Origin of the sequence: Paenibacillus lycopersici (genome assembly GCF_010119935.1) — a bacterium.
Taxonomy (GTDB): domain Bacteria; phylum Bacillota; class Bacilli; order Paenibacillales; family Paenibacillaceae; genus Paenibacillus_Z; species Paenibacillus_Z lycopersici.
The window spans coordinates 4,528,317-4,550,772 of the sequence record NZ_CP048209.1 but is presented as its reverse complement, the minus strand read 5'-3'; the positions used below and the strand labels follow the sequence as shown (position 1 = coordinate 4,550,772).

General features: G+C 58.3%; 21 protein-coding genes. 18 read left to right on the top strand and 3 right to left on the bottom strand.

Annotated features, from left to right (window positions below; all coding sequences use genetic code 11):
* Positions 1-149: 149 nt before the first annotated feature.
* From thrB to GXP70_RS20070, 13 genes are all read left to right on the top strand, one after another.
* Positions 150-1,124, top strand: a complete 975-nt coding sequence (gene thrB, locus GXP70_RS20130) for a homoserine kinase (RefSeq protein WP_162358485.1) — start codon at positions 150-152, stop codon at positions 1,122-1,124.
* Positions 1,121-1,996 (top strand): prephenate dehydratase, encoded by an 876-nt coding sequence (pheA, locus tag GXP70_RS20125; protein ID WP_162358484.1) that lies wholly within the window; start codon positions 1,121-1,123, stop codon positions 1,994-1,996. The genes thrB and pheA overlap by 4 nt, the downstream gene beginning before the upstream one ends.
* A 188-nt stretch (positions 1,997-2,184) precedes the next feature.
* Positions 2,185-4,053, top strand: coding sequence for a LysM peptidoglycan-binding domain-containing protein (locus tag GXP70_RS20120; protein ID WP_162358483.1), 1,869 nt, complete (start codon positions 2,185-2,187; stop codon positions 4,051-4,053).
* 146 nt (positions 4,054-4,199) lie between these two features.
* Positions 4,200-4,877: a BofC C-terminal domain-containing protein gene (locus GXP70_RS20115; protein ID WP_162358482.1), complete on the top strand. Its 678-nt coding sequence runs from the start codon at positions 4,200-4,202 to the stop codon at positions 4,875-4,877.
* A gap of 257 nt (positions 4,878-5,134) precedes the next feature.
* Positions 5,135-5,638, top strand: a complete 504-nt coding sequence (ruvC, locus tag GXP70_RS20110) for a crossover junction endodeoxyribonuclease RuvC (protein ID WP_162358481.1) — start codon at positions 5,135-5,137, stop codon at positions 5,636-5,638.
* The gene (gene ruvA, locus GXP70_RS20105) at positions 5,635-6,267 is read left to right on the top strand and encodes a Holliday junction branch migration protein RuvA (RefSeq protein ID WP_162358480.1); all 633 of its coding nucleotides are present in this window, start codon (positions 5,635-5,637) and stop codon (positions 6,265-6,267) included. Before ruvC ends, ruvA begins: the two co-directional genes overlap by 4 nt.
* A gap of 135 nt (positions 6,268-6,402) precedes the next feature.
* Positions 6,403-7,458: a Holliday junction branch migration DNA helicase RuvB gene (gene ruvB, locus GXP70_RS20100; protein ID WP_162358479.1), complete on the top strand. Its 1,056-nt coding sequence runs from the start codon at positions 6,403-6,405 to the stop codon at positions 7,456-7,458.
* The gene (locus GXP70_RS20095) at positions 7,458-7,904 is read left to right on the top strand and encodes a thiol-disulfide oxidoreductase DCC family protein (RefSeq protein ID WP_162358478.1); all 447 of its coding nucleotides are present in this window, start codon (positions 7,458-7,460) and stop codon (positions 7,902-7,904) included. The genes ruvB and GXP70_RS20095 overlap by 1 nt, the downstream gene beginning before the upstream one ends.
* A 653-nt stretch (positions 7,905-8,557) precedes the next feature.
* On the top strand, positions 8,558-10,729 hold the full coding sequence (locus GXP70_RS20090; RefSeq protein WP_225442491.1) for a SpoIID/LytB domain-containing protein: 2,172 nt from the start codon (positions 8,558-8,560) through the stop codon (positions 10,727-10,729).
* Between the two features lie 8 nt (positions 10,730-10,737).
* Positions 10,738-11,784 (top strand): tRNA preQ1(34) S-adenosylmethionine ribosyltransferase-isomerase QueA, encoded by a 1,047-nt coding sequence (gene queA, locus GXP70_RS20085; protein WP_162358477.1) that lies wholly within the window; start codon positions 10,738-10,740, stop codon positions 11,782-11,784.
* A 23-nt stretch (positions 11,785-11,807) separates the two neighbouring features.
* The gene (gene tgt / locus GXP70_RS20080) at positions 11,808-12,944 is read left to right on the top strand and encodes a tRNA guanosine(34) transglycosylase Tgt (protein ID WP_162360577.1); all 1,137 of its coding nucleotides are present in this window, start codon (positions 11,808-11,810) and stop codon (positions 12,942-12,944) included.
* 62 nt (positions 12,945-13,006) lie between these two features.
* Positions 13,007-13,339 carry a preprotein translocase subunit YajC gene (gene yajC / locus GXP70_RS20075; protein ID WP_162358476.1) on the top strand — a complete coding sequence of 111 codons (333 nt, stop codon included), beginning with the start codon at positions 13,007-13,009 and terminating at the stop codon, positions 13,337-13,339.
* 184 nt (positions 13,340-13,523) lie between these two features.
* On the top strand, positions 13,524-14,387 hold the full coding sequence (locus GXP70_RS20070; protein WP_162358475.1) for a DUF421 domain-containing protein: 864 nt from the start codon (positions 13,524-13,526) through the stop codon (positions 14,385-14,387).
* Positions 14,388-14,469: 82 nt separating this feature from the next.
* On the opposite strand, the gene GXP70_RS20065 is transcribed toward GXP70_RS20070, so the two are convergent.
* Together GXP70_RS20065 and GXP70_RS20060 are read right to left on the bottom strand one after the other, a co-directional pair.
* Positions 14,470-15,333 carry a phosphatase PAP2 family protein gene (locus GXP70_RS20065; RefSeq protein ID WP_162358474.1) on the bottom strand — a complete coding sequence of 288 codons (864 nt, stop codon included), beginning with the start codon at positions 15,331-15,333 and terminating at the stop codon, positions 14,470-14,472.
* 109 nt (positions 15,334-15,442) lie between these two features.
* Positions 15,443-15,844 carry a TIGR04086 family membrane protein gene (locus tag GXP70_RS20060; protein WP_225442490.1) on the bottom strand — a complete coding sequence of 134 codons (402 nt, stop codon included), beginning with the start codon at positions 15,842-15,844 and terminating at the stop codon, positions 15,443-15,445.
* Between the two features lie 228 nt (positions 15,845-16,072).
* Between GXP70_RS20060 and GXP70_RS20055 the strand changes: the two genes are divergently transcribed.
* Positions 16,073-16,819 (top strand): YetF domain-containing protein, encoded by a 747-nt coding sequence (locus tag GXP70_RS20055; RefSeq protein WP_162358473.1) that lies wholly within the window; start codon positions 16,073-16,075, stop codon positions 16,817-16,819.
* Between the two features lie 117 nt (positions 16,820-16,936).
* Here the strand turns inward: GXP70_RS20055 and GXP70_RS20050 are convergent, their stop codons facing one another.
* The gene (locus tag GXP70_RS20050; RefSeq protein WP_162358472.1) at positions 16,937-18,556 is read right to left on the bottom strand and encodes a putative polysaccharide biosynthesis protein; all 1,620 of its coding nucleotides are present in this window, start codon (positions 18,554-18,556) and stop codon (positions 16,937-16,939) included.
* A gap of 216 nt (positions 18,557-18,772) precedes the next feature.
* On the opposite strand from GXP70_RS20050, the gene GXP70_RS20045 reads away from it, so the two are divergent.
* The 4 genes from GXP70_RS20045 to GXP70_RS20030 all read left to right on the top strand — a co-directional run bounded on the left by GXP70_RS20045 (position 18,773) and on the right by GXP70_RS20030 (position 22,383).
* Positions 18,773-19,033: a post-transcriptional regulator gene (locus tag GXP70_RS20045; RefSeq protein WP_162358471.1), complete on the top strand. Its 261-nt coding sequence runs from the start codon at positions 18,773-18,775 to the stop codon at positions 19,031-19,033.
* A gap of 87 nt (positions 19,034-19,120) precedes the next feature.
* Positions 19,121-20,392, top strand: a complete 1,272-nt coding sequence (gene secD, locus GXP70_RS20040; RefSeq protein WP_162358470.1) for a protein translocase subunit SecD — start codon at positions 19,121-19,123, stop codon at positions 20,390-20,392.
* Positions 20,393-20,453: 61 nt separating this feature from the next.
* A complete protein-coding gene (secF, locus tag GXP70_RS20035; protein WP_162360575.1) occupies positions 20,454-21,314 on the top strand; it encodes a protein translocase subunit SecF in 861 nt (286 codons plus the stop codon).
* A gap of 157 nt (positions 21,315-21,471) precedes the next feature.
* Positions 21,472-22,383 carry a cation diffusion facilitator family transporter gene (locus GXP70_RS20030; protein ID WP_162358469.1) on the top strand — a complete coding sequence of 304 codons (912 nt, stop codon included), beginning with the start codon at positions 21,472-21,474 and terminating at the stop codon, positions 22,381-22,383.
* The last annotated feature ends 73 nt before the right edge of the window (positions 22,384-22,456 follow it).

The window sequence follows — 22,456 nt, the reverse complement described above, 5'->3', positions numbered from 1 at the left end:
GAACGCAGGCCGCCGATTGCGCGGCAGATCAGCCTAGACGGCCTTGAAGGCCAGTACAATACGCGACGGATACAACAGCCGGACTTGCCCGGCGGCGCAGCGGATCAGTCACGCTGCGGAACGCTCCGTTATGTGAAAGGTGCGGTATTATGTTAAACAGCCAGGTATTGGTGAAAGTCCCGGCCAGCACGGCGAATCTCGGTCCGGGCTTCGACACGCTTGGCATGGCGTTGTCGCTGTACGCGTGGATCGAGATGGAAGCGGCTGACGGCGAGACGGCCATCGAGCTTTATGGCGACGGATTGGAAGGCATTCCGACGGACAAGACGAATTTGATCTATAAAGTCGCGCAATTGGTGTTCGAGGAGGCGGGGGTGCAAATCCCGGAGCTGCGCATCGCCATGTACAGCGATATTCCGCTGACCCGCGGACTGGGCAGCAGCGCTTCGGCGATCGTCGGCGCGCTCGTGGCGGCCAACGCGCTTGCGGGAAGTCCGCTCAGCGAAGACAAACTGTTCCAGATGGCTTCCGCGTTGGAGGGCCATCCGGACAATGTCGGCGCCTCGCTCTTCGGCGGCATCGTCGTCTCCGCATGGGACGGCGTCCGCGCGGAGAAGGTGCGGATCGCGCCGCATCGGAATTTGGAAGTGCTGGTCGCGATTCCGTCGTTCCAGCTGTCTACCGAGAAGGCGCGCCATGCGCTGCCGTCCAAGCTCGAGATGAAAGACGCGGTCTACAATGTCGCGAGCAGCTCCCTGCTCGTCGCGGCTTTCGCCAGCGGGCAGTTGGAATTGATTCCGTTCGCGATGCGGGATAAGCTGCATCAGCCTTACCGGGCGCCGCTCGTGCCGGGCATGTCGGAAATATTGGAGCAGGCGACGAGCCGCGGGGCGCTCGGCGCCGCGCTGAGCGGCGCGGGACCCACGCTGCTGACGCTCGTCGACCGGGGCAGCAGCCGCAAAGCGGAGCTCGAGGCGTTCCTGCTGCAGACGCTCGAGAAGCACGGCATCCAGGCGCGGACGATGTGGCTGTCGCCGGCATTGAACGGACCGGAGCTGTCCATCGTCGGAAGAGGCCATTCGGGATCGTTCATGGAACGAGTCAAAGGAGAAGTCAAGGCATGATAAGCGCAGCGTGTTTGACGAAAGGATCTACATCCGACGAAGCGGCCAGATATATGCTGAACGGCCGCGGCGTCGACATTCGATACGAGTATCACCGCATGATCGCGGACGTGTTCCTGTCCACGGCGGAAGGAAAGACGGATTATGCCATCATTCCGATCGAGAACACGATCGACGGTTCCGTCAGCCTGCATACCGACTGGCTCGTCGACGAGGTGAATTTGCCGATTCAGGCGGAATGGGTTTATCCGTCGATTCAGAATTTGATCGGCGCGCGCTCCGAGCTGAGCGAAGCGGACGGCGAGCTCGCCTATGACCGCATCGTGAAAGTGATGAGCCATCCCGTTGCCATGGCGCAGTGCACGCAATATTTGAAACGCCATCTGCCTCACGCGGAGCTGGAGCATGTCGGCAGCACGTCGGAGGCGGTGCGCATCGTCCGCGATAATCCCGGGCGCGGCTGGGCGGCCATCGGCCAAGTATCCGCGGCGGCGGATAACGGACTGGATATTCTCGAACCGGCGGTCACCGACCACGACAACAACTACACCCGGTTCCTGCTTGTCGGGCCCGAGCCGTTCGCGCTGCGGGAGTCGGAGAAGCACAAGACGAGCTTGCTCATCACGCTGCCGGAAGACTATCCGGGCGCGCTCCATCAAGTGCTGTCCGCCTTCTCCTGGCGCCGGATCAACCTCTCGCGCATCGAGTCGCGGCCGACGAAGAAGAAGCTCGGCAACTATTATTTCTTGATCGATATCGAGATGTCGATGGACTCCGTGCTCCTTCCGTCGGCAATCGCCGAAATCGAAGCGATCGGCTGCCAGGTGCGCGTACTGGGCAGTTACCCGAGCTTTACTTACGAAGCGCGTTAGCCGCTTCGGCTGAAGCCATATGCGACTATTGAAGCTCCCTGAAGGCGTTCGCGCCTACGGGGGAGCTTCAATTTTTTTTTGTGAAGCAGGGTGACACTCGCCCATCTGTTGCATAGGATGTAGGGATTGATAACGGGCGTTTGCCGCGTCTGCCCAAGACGTAAAACGTGACAGGAGGTTTTTGGCGGGTGAAAATTCATATTGTGAAAAAAGGCGATACGCTGTACATGATTGCCCAGAAGTACAACGTGTCGTTGGAAGAGATTTTAAAGCTGAACCCATCCATTACGAATCCCGATCAGATCGACATCGGCATGAAGATCAAGGTTCCGGCGTCCACGGGCGGGGACATGGACATTATGCATCAGCACGTCGTGCAGCAGGGCGATACGCTCTGGAAGCTGTCCAAAGCGTGGGGCGTTCCGCTCGGCGATATGATCAAGGCGAATCCGCAGCTGAAAAATCCGAACGTGCTGCTGACCGGCGAAGTCGTGAACATCCCCAAACCGAGCACGCCTAGCGCCATGCCGGAAATGCAGGAAGCGCACGAGCATCACGGTCACGGCCACGAACACGGACATAAATCGGGAACGGGCCATCATCCGCTGCACCCGGCTTCGGTGATGCAGGGCGTTCATGGACTAATGGGCAAAATCCCGACCGGCAAGAAAAACACGGGGCCGAAAGCGAACACCGCGCCGGTAGAAGAAACGCCTGCTCCGATGCCGATGCCGCTGCCCGAGCCGGTGCCGACGCCGATGCCGGTGCCGATCGAGCTGCCGATCGTGGAGAAGAAATATCCGGTGCACAAGCCTTACGAGCAAAGCGTAGATCTGTTTAAGCAATATGGGATTCCGGCAACCGAAGTGATGTCGCTGCACGAAACGCCGACGCACGGCGGCTACGGCTACAGCCAGCCGACGGCGGTATCGCCTGCGGCAACGGCGCCGGTGCACAGCGGCTACGGCTACAGCCAACCGACGGCGGTATCGCCTGCGGCAACGGCGCCGGTGCACAGCGGCTACGGCTACAGTCAGCCGACGGCGGTATCGCCGGCAATGACGGGCGGCGGTTATGGCTACAGCCAGCCGACAGCGGTATCGCCTGCGATGACAGGCGGGGGTTACGGCTATGGCATGCCGACGGCGGTGTCGCCTGCGATGACAGGCGGGGGTTACGGCTATGGCATGCCGACGGCGGTGTCGCCTGCGATGACGGGCGGCGGATACGGCTATGGCATGCCGACGGCAGTATCGCCGGCGATGACAGGCGGCGGATACGGCTATGGCATGCCGACGGCAGTATCTCCTGCGATGACAGGCGGCGGATACGGCTATGGCATGCCGACGGCAGTGTCGCCTGCGATGACGGGCGGTTATGGATCCGGCCAGCCAACGGCTGTCAGCCCGGCGGAAACTTCGCCCGAGAGCGGAGCCGGTCTGCCGTGGGGCGCGCCAAATTACGGCTGGGGCTCGCCGATGGTTAGCCCGATCAGCGATGAAGGTTACGGATCGGGCATGGTATCGCCTGAGAGCACGGGCCCGATGGGCGGCTACGGCTACAATCCGTCGATGGTATCGCCGGAGAGCACGGGTCCGATGGGCGGCTATGGCTACAATCCGTCGATGGTATCGCCGGAAAGCACGGGCCCGTGGAGCGGCTACGGCTACAATCCGTCGATGGTGTCGCCGGAGAGCACGGGTCCGATGGGCGGCTACGGCTACAATCCGTCGATGGTCTCGCCGGAGAGTACCGGCCCATGGAGCGGCTACGGCTATAATCCATCGATGGTATCGCCTGCCGGCACAGGCCCGATGAGCTACGGCTACATGGGCAACGGTCAAGTTTCCCCGATCGGCACGTCCGGCAAGAAGCCGTGCAACTGCGGCTGCCAAGACAAGCGCGAAGATGACGAAATCGAAGCGGACGACGCATTTGAAGAAGTGAAGCTCAGCAAAACGAACGCTTCCCGCAAGCCGGTCAAGAAAGCCGTCGTTCGCCAAGCGCGGACGGTGAAGCCGAAGCGCCGCAACAGCCTGCCTTGGATTAACAATTAACGTCCTTCGGTAACTTGATTCGCATACCGAGCCCCGCACGCATCCACCGATGTCCGTGCGGGGTTTTCGTTATGCGCGCCGGTCTATGCATATTTCGCCAATCGGGTTGACAAACTAACAAAAAAGGCAAATGGGGGGAACCCATCATGATTACATTCAACCTCTGGCGGAAAGTCAAGCAGAAACTAAGACGAAGTAAACGGCCGATATGGCAGTTGGCTTCCGGGCTGCTCGTGTCGGCAGCGCTGCTGTCGGCGGCTTTCCATACGGAAGGCCGTATAGACGCAGCACCGATCCATGGAGACGAAGCTGAGGCGCCGGCGCAAACGCAGCCGCCGGAAGACGGCAGCCGCAGCGTCATTGCGACGCTATCCGACATGCGGGCGAAAATAACCGTCAAAATCCGGCGGGTCTATATTTGCGGTTCCGAGTCGGAAACGATCGGCGTGCTGAGCTCTTCGGAGACGATTCGCATGATGAAGCAGCATCCGGAATGGACGGCGCTGCTCGACGAGCAGGGTGCGGTCGTCATGGAGCAGCGAATCGACGATTTGTCGGAGTCGTGCAAGCGGAGCGCTTACTTCGGAATAGACAAGCTGGGCCGGCTATCGCTGTTTGACGGCGAGCCGAAGAAAGAGAAAGTGATGCGGACGTTCTTCCAGCTGGACGTGAATTACATGGAGAGCAGCCTGCCGAAAGACCGGATCGACGAGCTGGTCAAAGGGATCCGCGTGACGGATAAAGATGCATTCAACAGCGTATTGTCGTCATTCGGCGATTACGCGGTGGAACGAACGGAGAAAGTGATGAAGCGCACGTTCTAGCTCGGCTCGCAATAGCGACCACGGATTAGGCGGCTGCCGGGGGCAGCCGCCTTTCGTGCTGTCCGGAACGGCTCCAGGGGCAGAAGAAGAAACGCTTGTTCTCATCCGTACCATCATTTGATATAATGGGGGGAAGCCGTTTTTTTTTGAACTGAACGGCGCACGCGCAAGCAAGGCATGATTTCTGTTCCTTTTGATGCATAAGATTGTGCAGTGTCCGGACAAATCATACGATCGGCGTAAGGAGAGAAGCAGGTTTGCGAGTATTAGGCATTGATCCGGGAATCGCTATCGTAGGCTTCGGATTCATCGACAAAATCGGGAGCAAGCTCGTTCCCGTGCAATACGGCTGCATTACGACGGAAGCCAAGACGGCGCCGGAAGAACGCCTGAAGCAAGTGTACGATTCGGCCTGCGCGCTGATGGACCGTTACAAGCCGGATACGGTCGCCGTGGAGAAGCTGTTCTTCAACCGCAACGTCACGACGGCGTTCTCGGTCGGTCAAGCGCGCGGCGTCGTGATCCTGGCGGCGGCGCAGCGAGGCCTTCCGGTCTCGGAGTACACGCCGCTTCAAGTCAAACAAGCCGTCGTCGGCTACGGCAAAGCGGAGAAGCGGCAAGTGCAGGAGATGGTGCGGATGTTCCTGAAGCTGAGCGCCATCCCGAAGCCGGACGATGTCGCGGATGCGCTTGCGGTAGCCATTTGCCATGCGCACTCGGCGGTGCTGGCGAACAAAATTAACGAGGTGAACCGCTCTTGATCGATTATGTAAGAGGCCGGGTCGTGCACCTGGATACGGAATTCGTGGTCGTGGACGTCCGCGATATCGGCTATCGAATCTTCACGCCGAACCCGTACGCGTTCGCGAAGAGCGACGATGTCGTCACGATCTATACGCACCATCACGTCCGCGAAGACGCGGCGCTGCTCTACGGGTTCGCGAGCCGCGACGAGCAGGCGATGTTCCGCAAGCTGCTGGATGTCTCCGGCATTGGACCTCGGGTCGCGCTTGGCATTCTGGCCGGCGGCAAGCCGGAGACGATCGCCGCGGCGATCCAGCAGGAGAATCTGACGTTCCTGACGAAGCTGCCGGGCATCGGCAGGAAGACGGCGCAGCGGATGGTGCTGGATTTGAAGGATAAGCTCGACGCGATTCCGGGCGGCTTCAGCTTTGCCGCCGCGGGCGTCGATCTCGAAGACGCCGGATCGGGCAGCGCGGAAGCGGAAGGCGGGAAGAACTGGCGCGAGGCGCGCGAAGCGCTGATGGCGCTCGGGTACACGGCGGCCGAGCTCGATCGTGCATGGCAGAGCATGAAACAGACGGATATGCCGAATGAAACGGTGGATGCGCTCATGAAGCGGGCGCTGCAGCAGCTGTTCAAAGGGTAGGCAACGGTATAAGGCCGAAGCAAGTTTGATGTTCATGCAATTATTCATAACCGAATTTAGTATAATGAAACTGCAGCATGATTCTATGGTTAAGCAATCGTACTTGGCAAGTTGAGTGGAGAGGGGCAAGCGTGAATGGACGAGAGGATAATTTCCGCCAACCTCATGATGGAAGATCAAGCGGTGGAGCTGAGTTTGCGTCCCCGCTATTTGTCCGAATATATCGGCCAGTCGCAAGTGAAAGACAATCTGAAGGTGTTCATCGAAGCGGCGAAGCTGCGCAAAGAGGCGCTGGATCATGTACTGCTGTACGGCCCGCCGGGCCTTGGCAAGACGACCTTGTCCAACATCATCGCCAACGAGCTCGGCGTCAGCTTGCGCACGACGAGCGGCCCGGCGATCGAACGGCCCGGCGATCTGGCCGCGCTGCTGACGAATCTGCAGGAGGGCGACGTCCTGTTCATCGACGAGATTCACCGGCTTAACCGGTCGGTGGAGGAAGTGCTCTATCCGGCGATGGAAGACTTCGCGCTGGATATCATGATCGGCAAAGGTCCGAGCGCGCGTTCCGTCCGCCTGGAGCTGCCGCCGTTCACGCTGATCGGCGCGACGACGCGGGCCGGCTTGTTGTCCGCCCCGCTGCGCGACCGCTTCGGCGTCGTCAGCCGGCTCGAGTTCTATACGGTCGACGAGCTGTCGTTCATCGTATCGCGCGCGTCGGAAATTCTCGGCGTCAGCGTCATCGGGGAAGCGGCGCAGGAAATCGCCATGCGTTCCCGGGGGACGCCGCGGATCGCGAACCGGCTGCTGAAGCGGGTGCGCGACTTCGCGCAGGTGCGCAATGACGGTATCGTGACGCATGAGCTGGCGCGCTCGGCGCTCGGGCTGATCCAGGTCGATCCGCTCGGGCTCGACAGCATCGACCATAAGATGCTGAGGGCGATGATCACGATCTATCGCGGAGGTCCCGTCGGCTTGGATACGATCGCTGCGACGATCGGCGAGGAAGGCCAGACGATCGAGGACGTCTACGAGCCGTACCTGATGCAGATCGGCTTCCTGCAGCGCACGCCGCGCGGGCGGATGGTGACGCCTTTGGCTTATCGTCATTTGGGACTGCCCGTGCCTCAAGATAACGCCGCATCGGCGGATGCGGGAGAATTGAAGGAAGAAGGAGGCGGCTTCGTCTAATGGGCTCTAGAAGGAAACAAGCTGAAGAAGAGAGGCGAGAGAAGCTGATTGTGCTTTACGACGGTACGTGCAATTTATGTTTGGCCAGCGTCCGTCGGTTGAAAGAGCTGCAATCGACCGCGATACTGCGGTTCATTCCCGTTCAATCGCTCGAGGATACGTATGAGACGATCCCCGAGCTTTCAGCTGTAACCGAAGAACAGCTTTTGACGAAAATGCATGTCGTAGAGATGGATGGCACCGTGCATGCCGGGGCTGCCGGCGTTGTGCGCATATTGAGAACGGTCCGAGGACTACGCTGGCTAGCGCCGTTGTACCGTGTCCCCGGGCTGCGCGGCGCGGCCGATTTCATGTACCGGTTTATCGCCGGAAGGCGGTACGAATGGTTCGGCAAGGCGGATGAGGGCTGCCATGATGGCGCTTGCGCCCTGCCGAAGAAAGATTAACGAGTAGATGCTTGCGAAGTAGTTTTGCTTCGCAAAACTGAGCGAGTGCTTACGAAATAGTTGTGCTTTGCAAAACTGAGCGAGTGCTTACGAAGTAGTTTTGCTGCGCAAAACTGAGCGAGTGCTTACGAAGAAAGTTTTGCTGCGCAAAACTGAAAGCTGTCGAGAAAGTTCGACGCCGCATACGCCGCATGCGCATGTGTGGTAAGAAAAGGATCCCCCTCGAAGACTAGCGGACAGAGGATAAGTTATTTGGGAGAAATCGGTCTTTTTGGGGCAGCAAGCGGACAGAGGATCCGTTAATGTCCCCAAATGACATCGCCAACTTGCTAATTGCAGCCGATATAACGGATCTCCTGTCCGCGAGCGCACGGAAAAACGTGATAAAGAAGCGAATAAGGGATCTCCTGTCCGCTTCCTTGCATCAACGGACGTACCGTGAACCAGCCGTCATGAAGCCCGCTGGTTCGAAACGGTACCGGCAGTCCATGCCGCGCTGGCGAAGCGGCAACAGGAACTGTTCGTGCTCTAAGGCTACGAGCCTGCTCGAAGCAGCGTATATTTCTCAACAATCTGAAGTTCTGCTTCGCAGAACCGAGCCTATGCTTACGAAGAAAGTTTTGCTCTGCAAAACTTTGAGGAGGACAAGAGCCGTGAATGGCGTAAACGCTCATAACGACGGGGACAACGGATCGGCCTTGCGGCTGCTCGCAATGCCGAAGGCGAAACGAACGATTGCGGTCATGGCGGCAGGCATAATCGCCCTGTCCGTATGGAACTCCCGCCCGACCGAGGGAGCGGCCGTTCCGACGCTGGATACGATCCGGGTCGGCATTTTCATGAATACGAGCAATTACAGTCTGAACACGGCGACCGCATCGTTCAGCTCGGCAGGATCGCTGAAAGTCGGCGTCCGGCTGCCGTCCGGCGTCGTGCCGCTGTTCGCGACCGGCGCCGGCGACACGATTCGCTTCGCGATGGATAACTATAGTCCGCTGCTGTTCGAAACGGCCGATTACATGAAGGCGCTGAACGCCTTGAAACGGTTGAAGGCGCTTGGCGCCTCGGGCATGATGACGGCCGTAACCGCCTCGGGCGGCAAAACGTACCAGATATCGGAAGGCTCGTACGCGACGGCCGGAGATGCCGGCGCGGCGGGCGACAAATGGATGAAGGACGCCACGATCGCGGGCATAGCCGGGAAGTCGGCGAAGGCCGGTATAATCGGGCCGTTGCATTTGGAAACGGGGCTCAAGTTCACCTCGCAAGGCGAAGCGTCGGCGGCGGCGCAGAAGCTGTCGGCGGCAGGCATTGAAGCCTATGCGGCGATGAAACAGAGCGGCACGGCGGCCGGCGCCTATACGGTGCTCATAGGCGCCGAGAGCGATGCGGCCGCCCTAGGCGCGGTCAAAGCGGTCGCCCAGCAGGCGGATGCGGGCTTGACGCTTAGCCAGACGGATGCGAAATCGTCGTACATCCTTATCCGCGACGATTATACGACGGCGGAATCGGCATCCAAGCCGCCCGTTCCGCTTTACTCCGTCCCGGTCGCGGGCACGAAGGTGTGGGTCGAGACGAAGGACGCGTCCGGGGTCAAGCTGGCCGAACGGTACAATCGCAGCTACCGCGGTTCGTTCGAGGTGAGCGGCCTGAACAATAAGATGGCCGTCATCAATGAAGTGCCGTTCGAGCAATACGTGTACGCCGTCGTCGGCGCGGAGATGCCGGCCTCGTGGCCGGCCGAAGCGTTGAAGGCGCAGGCGGTCGCCGCGCGTTCCTATGCCCTGTACCAGGGGTTCGGGTTCCAAATCGCGCATGTCGTGGATACGACGCTCAGCCAGGCTTACGGCGGCATCGGCTCGGAGAAGCCGGCCTCAACCGCGGCGGTCGACGCGACGAAGGGGGAAGTCGCCATGTACGGCGGGAAGGTCATCAACACCGTCTTCTCTTCGAGCGCTGGCGGGTTCACCGCGGATGCCCAGGAAATCTGGGGCAGCAGCGTCGATTACTTGAAGAGCGTGCAAAGCCCGGACTCTTCGTCCGAGAACGGTCTGTTCAAATGGTACCGCGTCGTGCTGGCGAACAATCAGGTCGGTTATATCCGCGAGGATCTGGTGGAGGATACCGGGCAGAAGTCGGCCGGCGGACAAGCCGTCCTTCGCGTGAAGGGCGACAGCACGAAAGTCCGCGCCATCCCGCTGGCGCAGGACAGCACGGAGGTCGTCGCTACCGTAGGGAAGGGCGCGCTCGTCGTGCAGCTGGAGAAGGTGACCCAGTCGAACGAAATGTCTTGGGTACGGGGAACGTACTCCGCTGCGGAGCTGCTTAAGCTGACGCAAGGCAAGCTGAGCAAGGCGATCGGCGGTCCGATCAAGACGCTTGAGATCAGCAAGCAGGGCCCTTCCGGCCGGCCGACCGAAATCGAGGCCAACGGCCAGCCGATCAGCGTCAAAACGCCGGATGCCTTCCGGTCGGCGTTCGGCGGCTTGCCGAGCACGCTGTTCACGATCGACGAGACGGCCAGGGTGACGATTGCCGGATCCGGCAGCGCGACGAGCGAGCGGCCAGCCGACGGCGGCGCGATGTACGTCATCGGCGCCGATGGGCAGAAGCAGGAGCTCAAGGCGTCCAATTATTTCATCCTGAACGGCGGCGGACAGGTGCGGGCAGCGACGAAGGACCCCGAGTTCCGTTTCGTCGGGTCGGGCAACGGCCACGGCGTCGGGCTGTCCCAGTACGGCGCGCGCGGCTTGGCAAACCTTGGGTATGACTACAAATATATTATGCAATACTACTACAAAGACGCGAAGATCGTTAAGGAATGACATAAACCATGAATGTAAACGAATTTGATTTTGAATTGCCCGAGCGTTTGATTGCGCAGACGCCGCTTGCCGACCGCACGTCGTCGCGGCTGTTGACGTTGAACAAAGAGACGGGCGAAATCGGCCACCGCTATTTCACGAAGCTGGCGGACATGCTCGAAGCCGGGGATACGCTCATATTGAACGATACCCGGGTTATGCCTGCCAGGCTGCTTGGCGTCAAAGCCGACACCGGCGCCAAGGCCGAGCTGCTGCTGCTGAAGCAGCTTGAGAACGACCGCTGGGAAACGCTGGCGAAGCCGGGCAAGCGGCTCAGAGTCGGCACGAAGCTGGCATTCGGCGACGACGGGACGGGAGCCCCGCTGCTCCGGGCAGTTATCGTCGCGGAAGGCGAACAAGGCGCCAGAGTGGTGGAATTCGAGTATGACGGCATCTTCAACGAGCTGCTCGACCGCCTTGGCGAAATGCCGCTGCCGCCGTACATCAAGGAGCGGCTGGACGACCGCGAACGGTATCAGACCGTTTACGCGAAGCACGAGGGCTCGGCGGCGGCGCCGACGGCAGGTCTTCATTTTACGAAGCCGTTCCTGGACGAACTGGCGCGCAAAGGCGTACATATCGGCTATATCACGCTGCATGTCGGACTCGGTACGTTCCGGCCGATGTCGGTCGATACGGTCGAAGAGCATGCGATGCACGCCGAATATTACGAGCTGAGCGAGGAGACGGCGGAGCTGCTGCGCAGCGCCAAGCGGAGAGGCGGCCGCATCGTTGCCGTCGGGACAACTTCCGCGCGAACGCTTGAAACCGTTGCCGCCCGTTTTACGTATGAACAATTGCAGGCTTGCAGCGGATGGACCGATATTTTCATATACCCGGGCTACGAGTTCAAGCTGGTCAACGCGCTGCTGACGAATTTCCACCTACCCAAATCGACGCTCGTCATGCTTGTCAGCGCGCTGGCCGGGCGCGCGAACATCATGCAGGCATACCGGGAAGCCGTCGAACGGGAGTACCGTTTCTTCAGCTTCGGCGATGCCATGTTTATCTATTAACAACCTGGAAAGAGGCAGAGTGCATAGTGGCAGTCAAATACGAATTAATCAAAACCTGCAAGCAGACGGGAGCACGGCTCGGCCGCGTGCATACGCCGCACGGCGTCATCGAAACGCCGGCCTTCATGCCGGTCGGGACGCAGGCGACCGTCAAGACGGTCAGTCCGGAAGAATTGAAAACGCTGGACGCGCATATCATCCTGAGCAACACGTACCATCTCTTCGTAAGACCGGGCCATGAGATCGTGCGCAAGGCCGGCGGCCTGCACAAATTCATGAACTGGGACCGTCCGATCCTGACGGACAGCGGCGGCTTCCAAGTGTTCAGCTTGAGCGAGATGCGCAAGATCAAAGAAGAGGGCGTGGAGTTCCGCAACCATCTGAACGGGGACAAAATGTTCATTTCGCCGGAGAAGGCGATGGAAATCCAGAACGCGCTCGGCTCCGACATCATGATGGCATTCGACGAATGCGCGCCGTATCCGGCCGAATACGATTATGTCAAAAACTCGCTCGAGCGGACAACCCGCTGGGCGGAGCGCTGCCTGGCCTCGCATGCCCGCCCGCACGATCAAGCATTGTTCGCGATTGTGCAAGGCGGCATGTACGAGGATTTGCGCCGTCAGAGCGCGGATCAGTTGACTTCCATGGATTTCCCGGGGTATGCTATTGGGGGATTGAGCGTCGGAGAACCGAAGGAACTGATGTATAACGTACTCGATTGTACGGTTCCGCTGCTGCCCGCGAACAAGCCCCGCTATCTGATGGGCGTCGGTTCGCCGGACGCGCTGCTGGACGGCTCGATTCGCGGCATCGACATGTTCGACTGCGTCCTGCCGACGCGTATCGCGCGCAACGGCACGACGATGACCAGTCAAGGAAGGCTCGTCATCCGCAACGCCAAATTCGCCGAGGATTTCGGCCCGCTTGACCCCGAGTGCAGCTGCTACACCTGCACCAACTATTCGCGCGCGTACATCCGCCATCTGATCAAGGCGGACGAAACGTTCGGCATCCGGTTGACGACGATTCACAATTTGCATTTCCTGCTTGAATTAATGCGAGGCGTGCGGCAAGCGATCATGGAAGACCGGCTGATGGATTTCCGGAACACCTTCTTTGCCAAGTACGGCTTGTTCGAGAACGATAAAGGATTTTAGGCTCGCCGTTCCGCCGAAGCGGAACCGCGCGCCCGTGCATCCAGAGAAAGGGGTGAAATGAAATGTCAGGAGCAGCATCCTTAATTCCGTTCATTCTGATGTTCGCGGTATTTTATTTTCTGCTGATTCGTCCCCAGCAGCGGAAATCGAAGCAGCGCAACAGCATGCTGAGCGCGATCAAGAAGGGCGACAAGATCGTCACGATCGGCGGCATGCACGGAACGATCGTGGAGCTTACCGACGACATCGTCGTGCTTCGCGTCAACGATACGATGAAGATTACGTTCGATCGCAGCGCGATCAACACGGTGGTCTCCTCGAACGCGGCCATTCCGGCGGCAGCGCCTGCACCGGCAGCGGTGAAGGAAGAGCAAGCGGAGAATATTAAGAGTTAACGGTACGGAAGCCGGCAGCGCGCAGCGCTGCCGGCTTTTTTTTCATGCCTTGAACGAAGTTCAAAGCCCGGCTTGAATCACGCCGGCAGCGAACATCATCCAATCGTTCCAACCGCACTCATAGATACCAACTACTAGGTAAATACTATGGGCACGACATCGGGATCGAGGTGAATACGAAGGTATGTACTTGTGGCTGGAAATTATTTTTCGCACGCTTTCGGCTGTGCTCTTCCTACTCATGCTCACGAAAGTGCTCGGCAAACGGCAGGTAACGGAATTGTCCGTTTTCGAATACATCACGGGCATTACGATCGGTAATCTTGCCGCCTTTGTATCATTAGAAGCGGAGCATAAATGGTATTTGGGGCTGCTGTCACTCGGGGTGTGGGCCCTTGTATCGCTCGGTATCGAAGTGCTGCAGATGAAAAGCAAGAAAGCCCGGGACTGGATCGACGGGCAGCCAAGGGTACTGATTCAGAAAGGCAAAATTTTGGAAGGCAATTTGAAGAAAGAACGGATAACGACGGACGAGTTGATGGAGAGTCTCCGCAGGAAAGACGTGTTTAAGCCGGCTGACGTCGAGTTTGCCGTTATGGAAGTCAGCGGCGCCATCAACGTCATGCTGAAAGCGGAGAATCAGCCGTTGACGCCGAAGACGCTCGGTCTTCGCGTTCAGCCGGAGCATGAGCCGCAGGTGGTCATTATGAACGGGAAGATTCTTCCCGATCCGCTCAGGTCTTCGGGATACGACGTCAACTGGCTGAAGAAAGAGCTGGACAAGTCCAATGCGAAGATCGAGGATGTGTTCTTGGCGCAAATCGATGATTTCGGCAGCCTGTACTTCGATCTGTACGACGATAAAGCGAAGCTGCCCAAGCATTCGAACGGCCAGGCATCGCTTCTCGCGGCGCTCAAGAAGTGCGAAGCCGATATGGAGATGTACGGACTGCTGACGGCGGACGAGAGGGAGAAGCTGCAATACGCCGCGCTGTCCAAGCAGCTGCAGCAGCTGATCGACGACGTGCGGCCGTTGATTTACCACTAACGCGAAACGCCGACAACGCAACGACCGCTGCCGCAGGGCTTGTGCCCCGCCGACAGCGGTCGTTGTTCGTTCGCGCGGTATGTTATTTGACGTCCTCGCGCAAGTAGCTGACGGGCGACGTTTGCGGCACGATCGAGCCGCGGCGTCCGCGCAGCGTCCAGTTGATGCGGCTCATGCGCACGCCGACAGTGGAAGCGAATGTCGCGAGCACGAGTCCGCCGCACATGTCGATGAGCCAGTGAATGCCGAGGTAGAAGATCGCGAAGATGACGACTCCGGCGCAAATGCAGCAAAACCAGGCCCAGCGTTTGATGCCCGAGCGCACGGCCAGAATGGCAAGCGTCACGGAAATGGACGTATGCAGGCTCGGGAAACAGTTGTTCAGCCCGGACAAGGCCCGGTACTGATGCTCGAAATCGGGGAATGCGTTCAGCATCAGGAAGCTGACGTTCGGGTCGTGATACCATACTTCGCTGACCGGGAAGAACAGGTAGAACGGAATCGCGATGGCGTAATTCAACATGACGGCATAGCAGGTAGCGTAGAACATTTTTTTGTTAGGGCTGCGATATGTGTAGATGCCGACGGATGCGATCAGCATCGCCTGGAAGACGACGACGTAGACGAAAGCCAGAATCGGCGTCAGCCATGCGTTCTCGAACGTATGCTGCAGGTTCGCGACAAAGCTGCCTTCGATCGATTGGAAGAAGCCTGCGAAGTCATGCTTGTTCGTCATTGTTTTCTCGATGGATAGTTCGATTTTATTGCAGAACAGAATGAGGATAAGCGCGACGAAATGGGCGTTGTATTTGCGGTTAAAGAGGTTTTCTTTAACGAATAGTCCGCCGATTTTGAATGGATTGGCCGCGGCTCCGTACCAAATCAGGATGATGACGGTCAAAGTCGTGTACAGCGCGACCGTCGTCATATTGTCAAACAAAGTCATGATACTTAATATCCCCCTAAAGTGTTACGTCGTAACGATTCGGTTTAGTATAACACATTTCGCAGGGATGATTACAGCTTCAAGCCATGACAAACCTTACCGCAAGCTGTCAGGAGCGCTTCGTGTTCACGCCGATCATGCCGCCTAAGGAGCCGCTCAGCAGCGTTTCGATGAGCATCGTCAGCGTTCTTCCGCTGAAGCCGGCATTGCTGGCAAGAAAGCTGACCAACAGCACAAGAATGGCGTAGGCGATCCCCAGCATACCGCCGTAATACCAGCCGCGCTGCTGCGAACGCCTGCCCGAAACGAAGCCGCCGGCCAGCGCGGAGCAGCCGTGAATGACCAAGCTGTACGTCGGGAGCTCGTTCTCCTGCATGCTGCCCCATCTCAACAGCGCCGACAGCAGCAATGCTCCCGCCGCGAGCCAGATGGAAGCATACAAGAGGCCGGACAGCAGCGGCGAAGCGATGTGCGCTTTAGGCACGGTTTTCATTGCATTGATCGGTTTCATTATTGCTTATCCCTCCCATTCCTCTTCTTGTCCATGAATGAATTAATACAACATATGGCTGGGCAGGCAGGAATAGTACATGCTTGACGAAATGCTGAATGATGGAATGCCGAACAGGAGCGAGCTTTGACGCGAACCCGGCTGCCATAATTTCGAATTCCCCCCTTCGTATGACGCGCGGACCATCCGGTGACAATAGTTGTACCTTACGCAGGGAGGGCGGTTCTCATGGAATACTGGACGCTGTTATTCCGAACGCTACTCATCTATTTCGTCGTGTTCGTGATCATGCGGCTGATGGGAAAAAGGGAAATCGGCAAGCTGTCCGTTTTCGATCTGGTCATATCCGTTATGATCGCGGAAATCGCGGTGTTCGTCATTGAAGACACGAACCGGCCGGTCATGGACGGCGTGCTGCCGATGATCATCCTGCTGATCGTGCAGATCGGAATAGCGGTCATTTCGCTCAAGTCGCGCAAATTGCGGAAGCTGTTCGACGGGGAGCCGACGGTCATCGTGGACCGGGGCAAAATCAACCGGGAAGCGATGCGCAAGCAGCGGTACAATTTGGATGACTTGCTGCTGCAGTTCCGGGAGAACAAGACGAATATCGCCGATGTCGAGTTCGCGGTGCTGGAGACGACAGGGAAGATGTCTATCGTGCAAAAGGATAAGGCCGTGCACCGGTCATCCGAAGGCGCGGGCGGCGGGGAGGAAGGGGCAGGCAATAAACAATCCCGGTCGAAGAAACCGTTTCCGCGCAATTACCGATTCGAAAGCCTGCCGGTTCCGCTTATCATGGACGGCGAAATACAGAAAGAAAATCTGGAGCGGTTGGAGAAGGACCGCTTCTGGCTGAACAACCAGCTCAAGCAGCGCGGCATCGTCGATGTGAAGCATGTCTTCCTGTGCACCATCGATCATCGGGGCAAGCTGTTCATCGATGCCAAGCATCGCCAAGAACCGCGGCGATAACGGGAAGACGGGAAAGCAACGGCAGCTGCCGTTGCTTTTTCGGTATGTTATCAAGATGTGATGGACAGTTATCGCGCTGGAACGGGCAGGCGTCATGGCGACGGGCCTAACGGCCGTCTACGGCCGGAACCATCGCCCGATGAGCGGGATTCGGGCGGCGTCATGCCGGTCGACGATGCGCAGGACGACCATCAGGATCAAATAAACGATGCCTCCCGCGATGCAGGCCGTAATCAAATTATGCCACAGCTTCGGAAGCGCCTCCCGGTTCATGACCCAAAGCGATGCCGCGCCCATGATGATCATCGCCGTCAGCACTTTCAGGAAGTCGAGCCACTGCATGCGGAACCCGACGAAGCGCATGACGCTGAACCAGTGCAGAGCAGTGACGAGGACGATATTCACGTTAATGGCGATGAGCGCGCCGTAGATGCCGAGGGATGGCATGGAGGCCAACTTCATGATGAGGATCAGCTTGACGACGGCGCCGATGAACGTATTCATGAGCGCGGTGGACGGCTTGTCGAGCGCCTGGAGCGCGGCCTGAAGCGGTGCCTGCAAGTATATGAAGAGGCCGACCGGGGCCATCCATTTCAGCATGGGCGCGATTTCGGCGTGATCGTACAGGATGCGGCAGATCGGATCGGCGAACAGCAGCATGACGACGACGAACGGCGCGCCGGTTACGAGCGCGAGACGCATCGATTGATGCAGCCGTTTGTGGATGGTCGCTTTGTCGCCTTTGGCGGCGGCCTCCGACAAGGACGGTACCAGGGAAACCGCAAGCGAATACGTCAGGGCGGTCGGCAGCAGCAGGATGGGGACGATCATCCCTTGCAGCGCTCCGTACTGCGCCGTTGCGGCGCCCGTTGCGATGCCGGCAAGCAGCAGCGCCCTTGCGGTGAAGATCGATTCCAGCAAGTAGGAGAAGGAACCGATCATGCGGCTCGCGGTAACCGGGACGGATAGGCTGATCAGGCGCCGCATGACGGGGACGCGCTCCTTGGAAGAAGCGGCAGTCTTCGGCCGGTTCGTCTTCAATGCCGGGAAAGGATCAAGCTGCGCCGAGTTGTCCGTCACTGTCTTGGGAGCGGCAGGCGGTTTCTTGCGGTCGCTTGCATAGTGCAGCAGCAGCACGGCGAAGCCGGCGAGCTCGCCGGCCACGACGCCGAGCATCGCGCCCGCTGCGCCCCATGCCAGGCCGTAAGGCAGCAGCCACTTGGCGAACAGCAGCGCAAGCACGATCCGGAAAATCGTCTCCACCGTTTGCGACAGCGCGGTCGGAATCATATTTTGCTTGCCCTGGAAGTACCCGCGATAGACGGAAGAGATTCCGATGATGATCAGCAGCGGACTCATCATCCGGAACGTCTGCAAGACGCGGGGCTCCGTCATCAGATGCTCCGTGATCCACGGCGTCAGCCAGACGAAGAGGACGGTAAGCACCGCCGATAACATAAGCGTAAGGGCCATCGCGGCGCGGAAGATTTGTTTGACGCGCTTGGCGTCCCCGTCCGATTCCGCCTCGGCGATCCATTTGGCGACCGCGAGCGGAATGCCGCCCGTAATGAACGTGAGCAGCACGATCAGGAACGGATAGCCGAGCTGATAGATGCCGACCCCCTCGGCGCCGATGATGCGGGGCAGCGCAATGCGCGGCACGAAGGCGAGGATGCGATTAACGACGCCCGCGGCAAGCAGGATTAATGCTCCTTTAATAAACGTTTGCTTGGTCAATACGTTCAACTCCCTCTACCGAGAACATGTCCGGCCCCACCCCTGGTCGTGAGCTCCGCTCACTGCTCGGGTATGCATCCTACCTCCATGCTTATGCGCGGCATGTCCCTTTCCATGCAGTCAATTTCTGGACGGCCTTCGGGTCCGGCAGGAAATTCGACATGGACGGCGAATGATAACAGGCAAGAGGACATGTCGAGGCAAGGGGGGCGCAGGATGGAAGAAGATGAGAGACCGTTGTCTAACGAGGAATGGATATCGACGATCGAATATTTATGCGGCAGCAAGGCCGAGGAGTTTAAGCTGTTCGGCTACGAGTACGTAACCGCCGAAGAGGTTTGGCAATGCGTAAGCGAGAAATACGCCAAGAACGGAGAACCGGCAAGGCATCAGGTCGTAAATGACATTTTATCGTTAAAAGTAACAAAATTTATGAACTTTATGACGCTTAGCGCTTATAAAGGGACCCATTTTTAACCGATGGGCTCTTTTTTTTGACTCGTTTTTGAGCCATCGGTATAATAGGAATATTGACTGAGCATTTAAGGGGGATCTGTGGGAATTATGAATCGTCGACTGGTAACATTTATACTCATCGTCGCCGTATCGCTCGGCGTCGTTGGAGGCTTGTCCAAGTGGGTGGTGGACGATGTCAAGCTTGGATTGGATTTGAAAGGCGGATTCGAAATCTTGTATGAAGCCGAGCCGATCGAAGCCGGGGAGAAGGTAACGAAAGATTCCCTGACGGAAACGGCGAAGAGCCTCGAGCAGCGCGCGAACGCGACCGGCGTCGCGGAGCCCGAAGTCACGACGGAGGGCAGCAATCGCATTCGCGTCAAGATCGCCGGCGTTACGGACGAAGCGAAAGTGCGGGACATCCTGAAGAAGCCTGCCGAGCTTACGTTCCGCAGCGCGCGCGGCTGCGCGGCCGATGCCGGGTACTGCAAAGTCGAGCTTCGCGGCAGCGACTTCAAGCAGAACGGCGCCGATGTCCGCCAGACGCAGCTGAACGAATACGAGATCACGATCAAGATGAAGAGCGCCAGCAAGTTCGCCGAAGTTACCCGCGAAGTGGCCAAGCTGAGCACGAGCGGCACGAACCAGCTGGCGATCTACCTGGACGATAGAATGCTTTCCGCGCCGAACGTATCGGGCGAAATCAACAGCACCGACGCTTCCATTACGGGCACGTTCACGCGCGAGGAAGCGTACGATCTGAAGAACACGATCAATCTCGGCGCGCTGCCGCTGAAATTGACCGAGAAGTACACGCAGAGCGTAGGCGCCACGCTCGGTAAGAAATCGCTCGACGAAACCGTCTACGCCGGCCTCATCGCCACGATCGTCATCCTGTTGTTCATGATGGCTTTCTACCGGCTGCCGGGCGTCATCGCGTCCATTTCGATCATCGTGTACATCTGGCTGCTCCTGCTCGGATTTAATCTGATCCATGCCACGCTTACCCTTCCGGGTATCGCGGCATTCATTCTCGGCATCGGGATGGCCGTCGACGCCAACATCATCATGGCGGAACGGATCCGCGAAGAGCTGCGAAGCGGCAAGAGCATCATGTCTTCGCAGAAAGCGGGCTCGAAGCACTCCTTCCGGGCGATCATCGACTCGCACGTTACGACCGCGATCGCCGCGCTTGTCCTGTTCTTCATCGGGATGGGTTCGGTTAAAGGCTTCGCCATCATCCTGCTGCTTAGTATCGTCATGAGCGTTCTGACGAACGTGTTCTTCTCGCGCCTGCTTCTCACGCTTCTCATCCGCAGCGGTGTTGTCAAGAAGAAATCCAACTTCGGTGTGAAGGAGAGTGAAGTACGTGCGCTATAAAGCATTCGAAAAAACGGACGGGCATAAATTCAGCTTTGTCAAAGCGTCCCGTTACTTCTTTATGTTCGCGATTGCCATTACGCTTCTGGGCATCATCACCTTGAGCGTATTCGGCCTCAAGTACGGCGTCGATTTCAAGGCGGGATCCAGCGTCGATATTACGTTCAAGAAAGACATCGGCGGCGAGAAGGCTGCGTTCGAGCAATATTTGAAGGATAACAGTTTCGGTTCGCCGGGCATTACGTTCGGCGCGAAACGCGTGACGCTTCGCTTCGACGACGTGTTAACGGATACGAAGGAGAAAGCGCTCAAGCAAGGCATCGCCGAGAAATTCGACAAGGACGCGTCCATGGAAGTCAACACGGTCGACGTCGAAATCGCGAAAGAGCTGCAGCGCAATGCGCTCAAGGCGGTGTTGGTCGCCAGCGTCGGGATCGCGATCTACGTCAGCATCCGGTTCGAATGGCGCTTTGCCGTCGCGGCCATCGTGAAGCTGCTCCATGATGCGTTCATCGTCATCAGCCTGTTCTCGATCTTCCGGCTGGAGGTCAACCTGCCGTTCATCGTCGCCGTCTTGACCATCATCGGTTACTCGATCAACGATACGGTCGTTATCTTCGACCGGATTCGCGAGAACCTTCGGTTCGCGAAGCTCAAGACGGTCGCGGATATCGCCAATGTCGTCGATAGCAGCATCTGGCAGACGATGTCCCGTTCCATCAATACCGTCATGACGGTCGTGTTCGCGACGCTCTGCCTGCTCATCTTCGGCAGCGAATCGATCCGGCTGTTCTCGGTGGCGATCCTCTTCGGCCTCGTCGCCGGCGTGTACTCGTCGGTATTCATCGCGAGCCCGCTATGGTTCCTGCTCAAGAGCAAACAAAAAACGAAAACCAATGTCAAATCTTCGGCTGCATCGTAGGGAGAAAACCTCTATCGCAGCGATTCGAAGATATGCGACCGCGTTTCGTGGCGGGTTTATCGCCATTAAGAATTTGTTCTTTCATGAGAATCGGAAGCTTATAATTTCTTATGCGGAAAAATAGGCAGTACGACGTTATATCAATCAGGAGGCGTCCATGACAGCGAACCATCGTTATGCCAAGGCGGAGTCGGCAGCATGGACCGGACTTATCGGCAATGCCTGCATTGCGGCAGTTAAAGCCGGGGTAGGCGTATCGACGGGCAGCAAATCGCTGCTTGCCGACGCCTGCCGTTCGGCTTCCGAGGCAGCCGCCTCGTTTGTCTCCTTGACCGGTGTCCGCCGGTGCAGGCAGCTGGGTTCTCCCTATGCGCCCGTACCGGCTTCCCGCGGCCGTTCGGAAGCCGCGACCGGCGTCATCGCATCGTTATTGCTAATGATTGTCGGTCTCGAAATCGGAATCTCCGCCATCAAATCGATTGCGGACGGCGTCGATGACGCGCCCGGCTGGCCTGCGGCAGCAGCCGTACTGGTTGCGTTTCTTGTCAAGGAAGTCGGGTTCGGCAGCAAGGAACGCGGACTTGATTTCTATGCCTCGCTGGCGGCGCTTGTCGGCACCGGCGGCTCGATGCTCGGGAGACCGCTCGGCATGCATCTGCTTTACTATCTCGATCCTGCCGCTTCGCTTATTATCGTCGTTATCGTATTCAGCAGCGGATACCGCGTCGCATCGGCGTCCGTCATGAGAAGCCGGTTTTTGGAAGTGGAGCCGTCCGATCTGTCGGAGCTGAAAGCAGTCGTGCAGCGCATGGAAGGCGTCATCAGCATCGAGGTGCTTCGCGCGCGCGAACACGGCCATTATGCGGTCGCGGAAGTCGTCATTAGCGTCAATCCGCGCATTTCGGTGCTGGAAGGCAACGAAATCGCCAAGCGCGTCCGCGAATTCATCATGAAACGGTTCAATCACATGACGGAAGTGACCGTTCACGTCGAACCTTACGATCCCGGTTATCCGTACAAAACCAATTACGATTCCACGCAGGAACATTCGACAACGCTACTGCAATAGCAGCTAGCGTTCATTTTTTTGAAATCCGGATTTGCCGGCGGCCCGCATATGCTACGGTTAATCGATAGCGCAC

Bases quoted from the DNA above. Each gene is read 5' to 3' on its own strand.
- thrB (WP_162358485.1), top strand. From the start codon at position 150: ATGTTAAACAGCCAGGTATTGGTGAAAGTCCCGGCCAGCACGGCGAAT.
- pheA (WP_162358484.1), top strand. From the start codon at position 1,121: ATGATAAGCGCAGCGTGTTTGACGAAAGGATCTACATCCGACGAAGCG.
- GXP70_RS20115 (WP_162358482.1), top strand. From the start codon at position 4,200: ATGATTACATTCAACCTCTGGCGGAAAGTCAAGCAGAAACTAAGACGA.
- ruvB (WP_162358479.1), top strand. From the start codon at position 6,403: ATGGACGAGAGGATAATTTCCGCCAACCTCATGATGGAAGATCAAGCG.
- GXP70_RS20095 (WP_162358478.1), top strand. From the start codon at position 7,458: ATGGGCTCTAGAAGGAAACAAGCTGAAGAAGAGAGGCGAGAGAAGCTG.
- queA (WP_162358477.1), top strand. From the start codon at position 10,738: ATGAATGTAAACGAATTTGATTTTGAATTGCCCGAGCGTTTGATTGCG.
- yajC (WP_162358476.1), top strand. From the start codon at position 13,007: ATGTCAGGAGCAGCATCCTTAATTCCGTTCATTCTGATGTTCGCGGTA.
- GXP70_RS20070 (WP_162358475.1), top strand. From the start codon at position 13,524: ATGTACTTGTGGCTGGAAATTATTTTTCGCACGCTTTCGGCTGTGCTC.
- GXP70_RS20065 (WP_162358474.1), bottom strand. From the start codon at position 15,333: ATGACTTTGTTTGACAATATGACGACGGTCGCGCTGTACACGACTTTG.
- GXP70_RS20060 (WP_225442490.1), bottom strand. From the start codon at position 15,844: ATGAAACCGATCAATGCAATGAAAACCGTGCCTAAAGCGCACATCGCT.
- GXP70_RS20055 (WP_162358473.1), top strand. From the start codon at position 16,073: ATGGAATACTGGACGCTGTTATTCCGAACGCTACTCATCTATTTCGTC.
- GXP70_RS20045 (WP_162358471.1), top strand. From the start codon at position 18,773: ATGGAAGAAGATGAGAGACCGTTGTCTAACGAGGAATGGATATCGACG.
- secD (WP_162358470.1), top strand. From the start codon at position 19,121: ATGAATCGTCGACTGGTAACATTTATACTCATCGTCGCCGTATCGCTC.
- secF (WP_162360575.1), top strand. From the start codon at position 20,454: ATGTTCGCGATTGCCATTACGCTTCTGGGCATCATCACCTTGAGCGTA.
- GXP70_RS20030 (WP_162358469.1), top strand. From the start codon at position 21,472: ATGACAGCGAACCATCGTTATGCCAAGGCGGAGTCGGCAGCATGGACC.